11 protein-coding genes and 1 pseudogene are annotated in these 8339 nt (G+C 69.9%); 9 read left to right on the top strand and 3 right to left on the bottom strand.

Annotated elements, in window-relative coordinates:
* From IE249_RS36035 to IE249_RS03500, 6 genes and pseudogenes are all read left to right on the top strand, one after another.
* Positions 1-448: pseudogene (locus IE249_RS36035) on the top strand (helix-turn-helix domain-containing protein); the annotation flags it as partial.
* A 269-nt stretch (positions 449-717) separates the two neighbouring features.
* Positions 718-942: a hypothetical protein gene (locus IE249_RS36030; protein WP_229857425.1), complete on the top strand. Its 225-nt coding sequence runs from the start codon at positions 718-720 to the stop codon at positions 940-942.
* Positions 943-1269: 327 nt separating this feature from the next.
* Complete coding sequence (locus IE249_RS03515) at positions 1270-1731, top strand: glycine-rich domain-containing protein (RefSeq protein ID WP_189703301.1); 462 nt, start codon at positions 1270-1272, stop codon at positions 1729-1731.
* An 89-nt stretch (positions 1732-1820) separates the two neighbouring features.
* Positions 1821-2630, top strand: a complete 810-nt coding sequence (locus tag IE249_RS03510) for a phosphotransferase (protein ID WP_189703300.1) — start codon at positions 1821-1823, stop codon at positions 2628-2630.
* An 87-nt stretch (positions 2631-2717) separates the two neighbouring features.
* Entirely contained in the window at positions 2718-2876 is a 159-nt protein-coding gene (locus IE249_RS03505) for a hypothetical protein (protein WP_189703299.1), read from the top strand.
* A 66-nt stretch (positions 2877-2942) separates the two neighbouring features.
* Positions 2943-3464 (top strand): hypothetical protein, encoded by a 522-nt coding sequence (locus tag IE249_RS03500; protein WP_189703298.1) that lies wholly within the window; start codon positions 2943-2945, stop codon positions 3462-3464.
* 232 nt (positions 3465-3696) lie between these two features.
* Here the strand turns inward: IE249_RS03500 and IE249_RS03495 are convergent, their stop codons facing one another.
* A complete protein-coding gene (locus IE249_RS03495; RefSeq protein ID WP_189703297.1) occupies positions 3697-4989 on the bottom strand; it encodes a geranylgeranyl reductase family protein in 1293 nt (430 codons plus the stop codon).
* A 98-nt stretch (positions 4990-5087) separates the two neighbouring features.
* Here IE249_RS03495 and IE249_RS03490 point away from each other — a divergent pair, with 98 nt between their 5' ends.
* Positions 5088-5594 (top strand): GNAT family N-acetyltransferase, encoded by a 507-nt coding sequence (locus IE249_RS03490; RefSeq protein WP_189703296.1) that lies wholly within the window; start codon positions 5088-5090, stop codon positions 5592-5594.
* Positions 5595-5747: 153 nt separating this feature from the next.
* Positions 5748-6056, top strand: coding sequence for a PASTA domain-containing protein (locus tag IE249_RS03485; protein WP_189703295.1), 309 nt, complete (start codon positions 5748-5750; stop codon positions 6054-6056).
* Positions 6057-6420: 364 nt separating this feature from the next.
* Here IE249_RS03485 and IE249_RS03480 read toward each other — a convergent pair whose 3' ends face one another.
* Positions 6421-7113: a demethylmenaquinone methyltransferase gene (locus IE249_RS03480; RefSeq protein WP_189703294.1), complete on the bottom strand. Its 693-nt coding sequence runs from the start codon at positions 7111-7113 to the stop codon at positions 6421-6423.
* Between the two features lie 30 nt (positions 7114-7143).
* Complete coding sequence (locus IE249_RS03475) at positions 7144-7344, bottom strand: hypothetical protein (protein ID WP_189703717.1); 201 nt, start codon at positions 7342-7344, stop codon at positions 7144-7146.
* A gap of 280 nt (positions 7345-7624) precedes the next feature.
* Between IE249_RS03475 and IE249_RS03470 the strand changes: the two genes are divergently transcribed.
* A partial coding sequence (locus IE249_RS03470) for a glycoside hydrolase family 18 protein (RefSeq protein WP_229857423.1) occupies positions 7625-8339 on the top strand: 715 nt, incomplete at its 3' end.

Genomic DNA, 8339 nt, shown 5'->3' with positions numbered 1-8339 from the left:
CCGACCGGCGGAGTCCGAGGACCGCATCGCGCACGCCCGCGCCGCCGCCGAACGGATGACCAACCACCAGGGACCACCCGTCTACGACCGGCATTCTGTGACGTTCTCACCGGGCAACGTGCAGATTCACGCGATCAGCGTTGCGCTGGAATACGGCGACCAGACCCGAGCGCTCGCGATAAACCGTCGTACAGGTCCCGAACTGGTCGCCGCCCTGCCCAACTCCAGGCAGGGGCACCATCACATGGACCTCGCCCGAGCCTGGCTGTGGGACGGAAACCGCGACAAGGCACTCGCCGAACTGGAGACCGCAGAGCGTATCGCCCCACAGCTGGTGCGCAACCACCCCATCGCCCGTTCGACGCTGCGGAGCGTCGTCTACGCCGAGCGCTCCGCGACGCGCGAGAAGCTGCGCCGCATGTCGGACCGGTTCCACCTCGACGGATGAGGGTCGTATTCCTCTGATTCATATTGGGCCCCTGACGCCGTCTTAGCGTCAGGGACATGGCTCGACGAGGAACCCCCCATCTCCCTTCGCAGGGCGGCGAGTTAGGGACCGCCGCACCGTTCTATCCCCGACTCGGTGACATCGCCCGGGACACCACCAAGGACCAGATCGGTGTCGTCGTGGCTCTGCCCGGCGGCGGCAGACGGACTTACGGCCTGGTTCCGCCCGGAGGCGGCGACGAGTGGTCAGCCCCCTACGACGGAACAACCTTGCGCCCTGTCCCCGCTCAGGTCACGCACATCACGCCGCAGAAGCGAGACGTGATGTACGACCAGCGCGCCGAGCAGGGCGGCCTGCCTGTCACCGTCCACTACGAGGACGGCGGGATCAGCGAATCACTGCTCGTGCTCGACCCCGCGCAGCTGGAGCTGTACGCCTACCAGGTTGGGCGCATCCTCGAACTGCGCGACGCGGCACGCGGGGGCAACCTGTGAGCGCCCGCCACGCGTCCGCCCGCTTACGGCGCCTCTCCGATCCCGTCGGGTTCTTCTTCAGCGTGCTCTGGGCCATCGGCACGGCTACCGGTTCACCTGTCTCGGTGTGCTCGTAGGCACCGGCCTCGACGGCCCGCGAGCCAACGGCCCGGCACTGACCATCCCCGACGCCGCCCCGGAAGCGGCATAAGGCCCCCCGCCCGCCCGGACGCTTCCTGCTCCCCCTGGGCGGGCGGGGTTCCACCGCGGCCGAGGCCGCCAACCGGGGCCCGCCGCGGTGCGCACCACCACGTCCGAAGCACCACCCAACGCAAGGAGGCACGGAACGTGACCACCGCACAGAAGCGCACCGCGACCGACGCGCGGACGCTGATCAGCACGGAACTGCGCGAGACCCTGGTCGACAACATGCGCGCCAGGTTCCCGCAGCTGACCGAGGAGAAGGCCGACCGCGGCGTCGGGCAGATGCTCGCCTTCCTCGCCGCGTGCGACTATAGCGAGAGGCCGCTCAGCCCCTCCCCCCTCGTGGACGACTTCTGGCACGCCTTCCTGCTCCACACCAAGGGGTACCGGGAGTTCTGCGAGGAGAAGTTCGGCCGATTCCTGGACCACCAGCCCGGATACCTCGACCCGGAGGAGCACGGGGGCGGCAAGGCCCTCCGGGCCCGGACGGTCGACGCGATCACACTCGCCGGGTACGAGATCGACATGGAGTTCTGGCCCGAGCTGGACCTCGCCGAGTGCTCGCAGTGCCGTGCGAACTGCTCGGACAGCCCGTTCCATCCCTGACCGCGCCCCCGCCGGCCTCTGGTCTGTGCCACGCTGTGGCCAGGCCGGGGGCCGGCCCCTTTTGTTCGACCAACGCAGGGAGACCGGCGGTGGACCGCATCGAATGGCACGACCTACCAGCTGCAACCCGGGCCGCCGTCGAGCACCACACGGGCCCGGTCGAGGAGGCCGCGACCGCACCGCACGGCGTCATGTCTCGACTCGCCTGCACCGTCGACACACGAGCGGGCCGAATGTTCGTCAAGGGCACCCGCCGTGACGACCCACAGGCTTGGGTGTACCGCCACGAGGCGCAAGTCACCCGGAACGCGCCTCGCGCGCCCCACGTCCTCTGGGACCTCGACGCCGGCGGGTGGCTGCTGTACGGGTACGAGTACGTCGAGGGACGCTACCCGGACCTGACACCGGGGTCCGACGATCTCGCCCCCCTTGTGCGGACGCTCACCATCGTGTCCGAGGTGCCGTGGCCTGAGGCGCTGCGTAAGAAGCCGCTTCACACACGGTGGGCCAGCTTCCTTCCCGAGGATGTTCCAGCCGGGCTGCAAGGTCGAGGGCTCGCTCACACAGACATGTCGCCGCACAACATGCTGTTGACCCCGGCTGGTCAGCTGCTGCTACTCGATTGGGCTCTAGCCTGCCCCGCCCCCGCATGGGCGGACACCGCGTTGACCATCCCGCGGCTCATCTCCGCCGGACACTCCGCAGAGCAGGCCGAAGCAATCGCCCGGCAGATTCCCGCATACAGCGCTGCCGCCCCTGCCATGGTCACCACGTTCGCGCGCACCGTCTTCCGCGCGTGGGAAGACTGGGAACGGACTCGACCACTGCCGCACCGTGCCGCCCTCACCGCCGCCGCACGAGAGTGGGCTACCCATCGCGAGAGTGTGCCGTTTCCATAAAGGGCCTTTCATGGGCGCACCGGATGATTCTTTGTCAGTTCGGAAACCGTGGTGCGCACGGGACACCACGTGCGGGACGATTTGCGTATGACCGTAGATATCGCAGAGTTCAACAGGCGGGCAGTGCCTGGCCTGGAGGCTCTGACCAAGCTGCTGGTCGGTGGTGCCGCCGACCACGCTCCCGCCCCCGAGAACCGTCGACCGTTTCAGGTCGGCTGGGGGTTGGTGGCCGCCCTGCACCGGTAGGCCGCCGCAGTGGTCACTCTGCACAGCAAGGGACTTGGCCACGAAGCCGCTCCCAACCGGCGCCTGATGATCGAGTACGTCGCTCACCTCCAGTGGCTCGTCAGAGACGGCGAAGACGCCGTGGACTCCATGAACAAGGCACACCAGTTCAAGCACGCCGGTCTCCGCAAGGCGGCGGACGACGGTGGGTACAAATACGACCCGGAGGCTGCCGACGCCGTGCGGGACGCCGTGATCCCGAGCAACCCGGCCAATCAGTACTTGCAGATGAACGCTCTCGCCAAGAGCCTCGGCGGCGGACTCTTCGAGTCGTACGTCGGGGAGACCCAGCTCTCGCACGCCACCCTCACAGCGGCCGGGTGCTTCTACCGGGAGTCGGACGACACCATTGAGCTGTCCCTCACCCCGACGTACGGCATCGACGGCGACCCGATGGAGGCGTCGCCGTACATGGCCTTCTTCTTCCTGTTCTTCGGCATGATCGCGTTCAACGATCTGATGGTCGGCTCGCCCTGGACGAACGAGTGCGAGCACTACGAGAACAACAACGTCACCAAGCCAGGCGGACATGGACAGAGCTCCCCATAGAGAAGATGTCCCGCCACCTACGGCTCGCCCGCCGATCCGGCTTCGTAGTGCTGGGAAGTCATGGCTTCAGCCACCTGGGTTCATGATCATGCTAGGGCTCGGACGCGACCCCGTACTGCGCAGTCGCAGCCTGGCTTACCCAGATCTCGAATCGGCTAACCAGTCATGGCCTACGGCGTGAACGGGCTCGCACCGTAGGCCACAACTGACCCAAGCCATCCGGCTTGAATGATCACGAACGCGGAGCCACCTTGCTCAGGCCGTTGATGATGCGGTCCATCGCGTCGCCGCCCGTCGGGTCGGTGAGGTTGGCGAGCAGCTTGAGGGTGAACTTCATCAGCATCGGGTGGGTCAGACCCCGCTGGGTGGCGATCTGCATGACCTTCGGGTTGCCGATGAGCTTCACGAAGGCGCGGCCCAGCGTGTAGTAGCCGCCGTAGGTGTCCTTCAGGACGCGCGGGTAGCGCTGGAGGGCGAGTTCGCGCTGGGCGGGCGTGGCGCGGCCGTGGGCCTGGACGATGACGTCGGCGGCGAGCTGGCCGGACTCCATGGCGTAGGCGATGCCCTCGCCGTTGAAGGGGTTCACCAGGCCGCCCGCGTCGCCGACGAGCAGCAGGCCGCGCGTGTAGTGCGGCTGGCGGTTGAAGGCCATGGGGAGGGCGGCGCCCCGGATCGGGCCGGTCATGTTCTCGGGGGTGTAGCCCCAGTCCTCGGGCATCGAGGCGCACCAGGCCTTGAGGATCTCGCGCCAGTCGAGCTCCTTGAAGGAGGCCGAGGTGTTGAGCACGCCCAGACCGACGTTGGACGTGCCGTCGCCCATACCGAAGATCCAGCCGTAGCCGGGCAGCAGGCGGTCCTGCGGGCCGCGCCGGTCCCACAGCTCCAGCCAGGACTCCAGGTAGTCGTCGCCGTGGCGGGGGCTCTCGAAGTACGTGCGCACCGCGACGCCCATGGGGCGGTCCTCGCGCCGGTGCAGGCCCATCGCCAGGGACAGGCGGGTGGAGTTGCCGTCGGCGGCGACGACGAGCGGCGCGTGGAAGGTGACCTCGCGCTTCTCCTCGCCGAGCTTGGCCTTCACGCCGGTGATGCGGCCGGTGCGGTCGTCGACGACCGGGCCGGAGACGTTGCAGCGCTCGAAGAGCCGTGCGCCGGCCTTCTGCGCCTGCCGGGCCAGCTGCTCGTCGAAGTCGTCGCGCCTGCGCACCAGTCCGTAGTCGGGGAAGGAGGCGAGATCCGGCCAGTCGAGCTCGAGCCGGACGCCGCCGCCGATGATCCGCAGCCCCTTGTTGCGCAGCCAGCCCGCCTCCTCGGAGATGTCGATGCCCATGGCGACGAGCTGCTTGACGGCGCGCGGGGTGAGACCGTCGCCGCAGACCTTCTCGCGCGGGAACTCGGTCTTCTCCAGCAGGAGTACGTCGAGTCCGGCCCGGGCGAGGTGGTAGGCGGTGGTGGACCCGGCCGGCCCCGCGCCCACGACGATCACATCGGCGGTGTTCTCGGAGAGGGGCTCAGTCACGACGGTCACGGCGGGATCTCCCCAAGTTCGGAATCTGCGTGCCGGCCGGCACTGGACATGGGCAGTCTATGCAGCAGAATTGATCACCCGGCTGAAGGGCTGCCCCCGTGAACCGAGCTCTCCCCGTGATACGGCTGCGCGTACCCACCGACGAGGACGCCGTCGCCTGGCACCGGGTCTTCGACGATGCGGAGGTCATGGAGTTCCTCGGCGGCAAGCCCGCGGAGCTGTCCGTGTACGAGGAGCTCACCGCCCGCCAGCGCCGGCACGACGCCGAACGCGGCTTCTGTCTGTGGACGGTGCTCGACGAGTCGGGCCGGGTCGTCGGCTTCACCGGAGCGCAGCCCTGGGAGCGGGAATGGGGTCCCACGGGCGAGATCGAGATCGGCTGGCGGCTCGGACGGGAGTACTGGGGCCGGGGATACGTCACCGCGGCCGCCCGGACGGCCCTGGAGCGGCTGCGCACGGCGGGGCTGGCGGACGTGGTGGCGATGGTCGACGCCGGCAACGCGCGCTCCGTCGCGGTGACCGAGCGGCTCGGGATGCGGCGGGCGGAGACGTTCATGACGCCGGTGTCGCGGCGCGTGGCGCACTGCTACCGGCTCGAGTTGTAGGCGCCCTCGCGCGGCGGCCCCCCTCACCGACTACCTTCGGTAATCGACTGTCACAGAAAGACACTTGACGCTTCCGGGGGGCGCACCCGGCCGGTTACCCTGCCGGTACCGCTGGGGGTGACGTCTGTGTTCATTCCACCCAAGACACCCGAAGTGCGCGTGCCACGCCTGGTCGGGCTGATGGCCGTGGACGCGCGCGAGGCCGCCCGCGCGCACGGCCTGTTCGTCAACGCGCCGGACCGCCCGGACTTCCATCTCGCCGTGGTCGACTACGTCGTGCGCCAGTACCCGAGTCCCGGCGCCGAGGTGCCCCGGGACTCGATGGTGTACGTGTGGTTCGACTTCGGCCCGGGCGAGGGCGGCGGAGGCGTCCGCGAGCCCCGCGCCCCCCGGCCGCCGACAGGCGGCCTCCAACGCGAACTCGACGAACCGGGCGACCCGTACGCCGTCATCCGGGCCTGAGCCCGCCCCAGCGACACCCCGCCGAGCGCAGGCGTCGGCGGCAGCCACGCCCGCGACAGCCCGCCCCCGGCGGTTCGGCGGGCGCCGGCCACGCCGCCGACGGCCCGGCGGGCGCGGGCCCCGCGGGCGCACGTCCCGCCGCCGCCGGCCTCGCGGGCACCGGCCCGGCCGGCGGCAGAGCCGCGGGGCCGGTGGCCCCGTCAAGTCGTCTAGGACCGCAGGGCCGTCGGCCTCCGGAGCCCAGGAAGGCCGGACCGCAGATCCTCCCCGGAGCCCTGGGCCGGCGGACCGGCCGAGGCCGGGGCTCGGTGCCGGCGGGCATCAGCCTGCCCGCGGCGGGCCCCGTGCAGCCCGGTGCGGCCCGTCAGGGCTTGTAGGCGCGGTGGAGGGCCACGATTCCGCCGCTCAGGTTGCGCCAGGCGGTCTTTGACCAGCCGGCGTCGCGGAGTCGGGCGGCGAGGCCCGGCTGGTCGGGCCAGGCGCGGATGGACTCGGCGAGGTAGACGTAGGCGTCGGGGTTGGACGACACCGCGCGCGCCACCGGCGGCAGCGCGCGCATCAGGTACTCGGTGTAGACGGTGCGGAACGGCGCCCAGGTGGGGTGCGAGAACTCGCAGATGACCACCCGTCCGCCGGGCCGGGTCACCCGGTACATCTCACGCAGGGCCGCGTCCGTGTCGTGCACGTTGCGCAGCCCGAAGGAGATGGTGACGGCGTCGAAGGTGTCGTCGCGGAACGGCAGCCGCGTCGCGTCACCGGCCGTGAACGGCAGCCAGGCGTGCCGCCGCTTGCCGACCTGGAGCATCCCGAGGGAGAAGTCGCACGGCACGACGTACGCGCCGGCGCGAGTGAAGGGCAGCGAGGAGGTGGCCGTGCCGGCGGCGAGGTCGAGCACCTTCTGCGCGGGCCGGGCGTCGACCGCTCTGGCGACCTCCCTGCGCCACCGCCGGTCCTGCCCGAGGGACAGCACGTCGTTGGTGAGGTCGTACCGTTCCGCCACGCCGTCGAACATCGAGGCGACTTCGTGCGGCTGCTTCTCCAGGGATGCGCGGGTCACGAGCCCATTGTGGCAGGCGGGTACCCGGCCTCACGGCAGCAGCCTCGGCTTCCTGCGCGCCGCCACGCCCTCCGCCCACCCGCACAGCAGCACGCAGGCCGCGATCAGGGTCCGGCCGACGCCGATCTCCGAGACGTCAGTGCCGCCCGGCCCCCGGGCGTTCCCGCCGCCGAAGGGCAGCAGCGACGAGGGGTTCAGCGAGGTGCCCCAGCCGACGGACTCGGAATGCATTCCCCGGATATCAGGAGTGCTTTTCGTGGCTCCTTCTTTCAGCTTCTTGTGAGCCACCCAGGATTTGAGGGCAGACTTGTCTCCTTGCCAAGGGAATGCGCGAATATCTGCTCGTCGAGAGCGGAGCACGCCGGTCCGGAACGCCCCTTTCGCGCAGAATTCTTGCCACATCTGATCACTTCTGTCCGATTGATGTCCGAGTTGTTCATGCGCCTGTCGCCCCCAGCCCCGTGTGAGAGATTTCCACTCCGTAATCGTCACGAGAGCCGGTGCATGCGCGATGAGGAGTTTCCCGAAGCCGGCGGCCGGGCTCACCTGCCTGTTCGCCCTGGCCGTCACGGGGTGCTCCTCGGGTTCCACCACCGCCTACGCCCCCTACGTGAGCGCCACCACCGCGTACGCCACCGACTCCGCGGGCTCCCCGTCGGCGTACAACCTCGCCTTCGTCGTCTCCGGCGGCGGTTGCACACCGAAGTGGAACGGCACCCACGCGATCGGCGACGCGTCCGTGAAGAGCCGTATCGCACGGCTGAAGGCCTCGGGGGCGAAGGTTCGCGTCTCCTTCGGCGGGGCGTCCGGGAAGGAGCTGGCGGCGGCCTGCGGGAGCGTCTCCACGCTGGCCGCGGCCTACGGAGCGGCCCTGGACGCGGCGGGCTCGGACCTGGCCGACTTCGACATCGAGGGCGACCAGCTGACCGACGCGGCCGCCGTCGCCCTGCGGTCCCGGGCCATCGCCGCGCTGCAGAAGGCGCAGCCGGACCTGAAGGTCTCCTTCACCCTGCCCGTGATGCCCTCGGGCCTGGACTTCGGCGGCCTGGCACTGCTGCGGTCCGCGAACGAGTACGACGTCCAGGTCTCCACGGTCAACCTCATGACCATGAACTACGGCGAGTCCTACACCGGCGACATGGGCGACTACGCCGTCACCTCGGCCGAGGCCGCTCACGCCCAGCTGAAGAAGGTCTTCGGGCTGTCCGACGCGGCCGCCTGGCAGA

This window comes from Streptomyces anandii JCM 4720, assembly GCF_014650655.1.
Lineage (GTDB): Bacteria > Actinomycetota > Actinomycetes > Streptomycetales > Streptomycetaceae > Streptomyces > Streptomyces anandii.
Note: the sequence above shows the minus strand (reverse complement) of the source record. Positions and strands in the feature narration are given on the sequence as shown.

What these genes read in the sequence shown, in the direction of transcription:
- IE249_RS03500 (WP_189703298.1), top strand. Translation starts at nt 2,943, where the DNA reads ATGATCGAGTACGTCGCTCACCTCCAGTGGCTCGTCAGAGACGGCGAA.
- IE249_RS03475 (WP_189703717.1), bottom strand. Translation starts at nt 7,344, where the DNA reads ATGCATTCCGAGTCCGTCGGCTGGGGCACCTCGCTGAACCCCTCGTCG.
- IE249_RS03505 (WP_189703299.1), top strand. Translation starts at nt 2,718, where the DNA reads ATGACCGTAGATATCGCAGAGTTCAACAGGCGGGCAGTGCCTGGCCTG.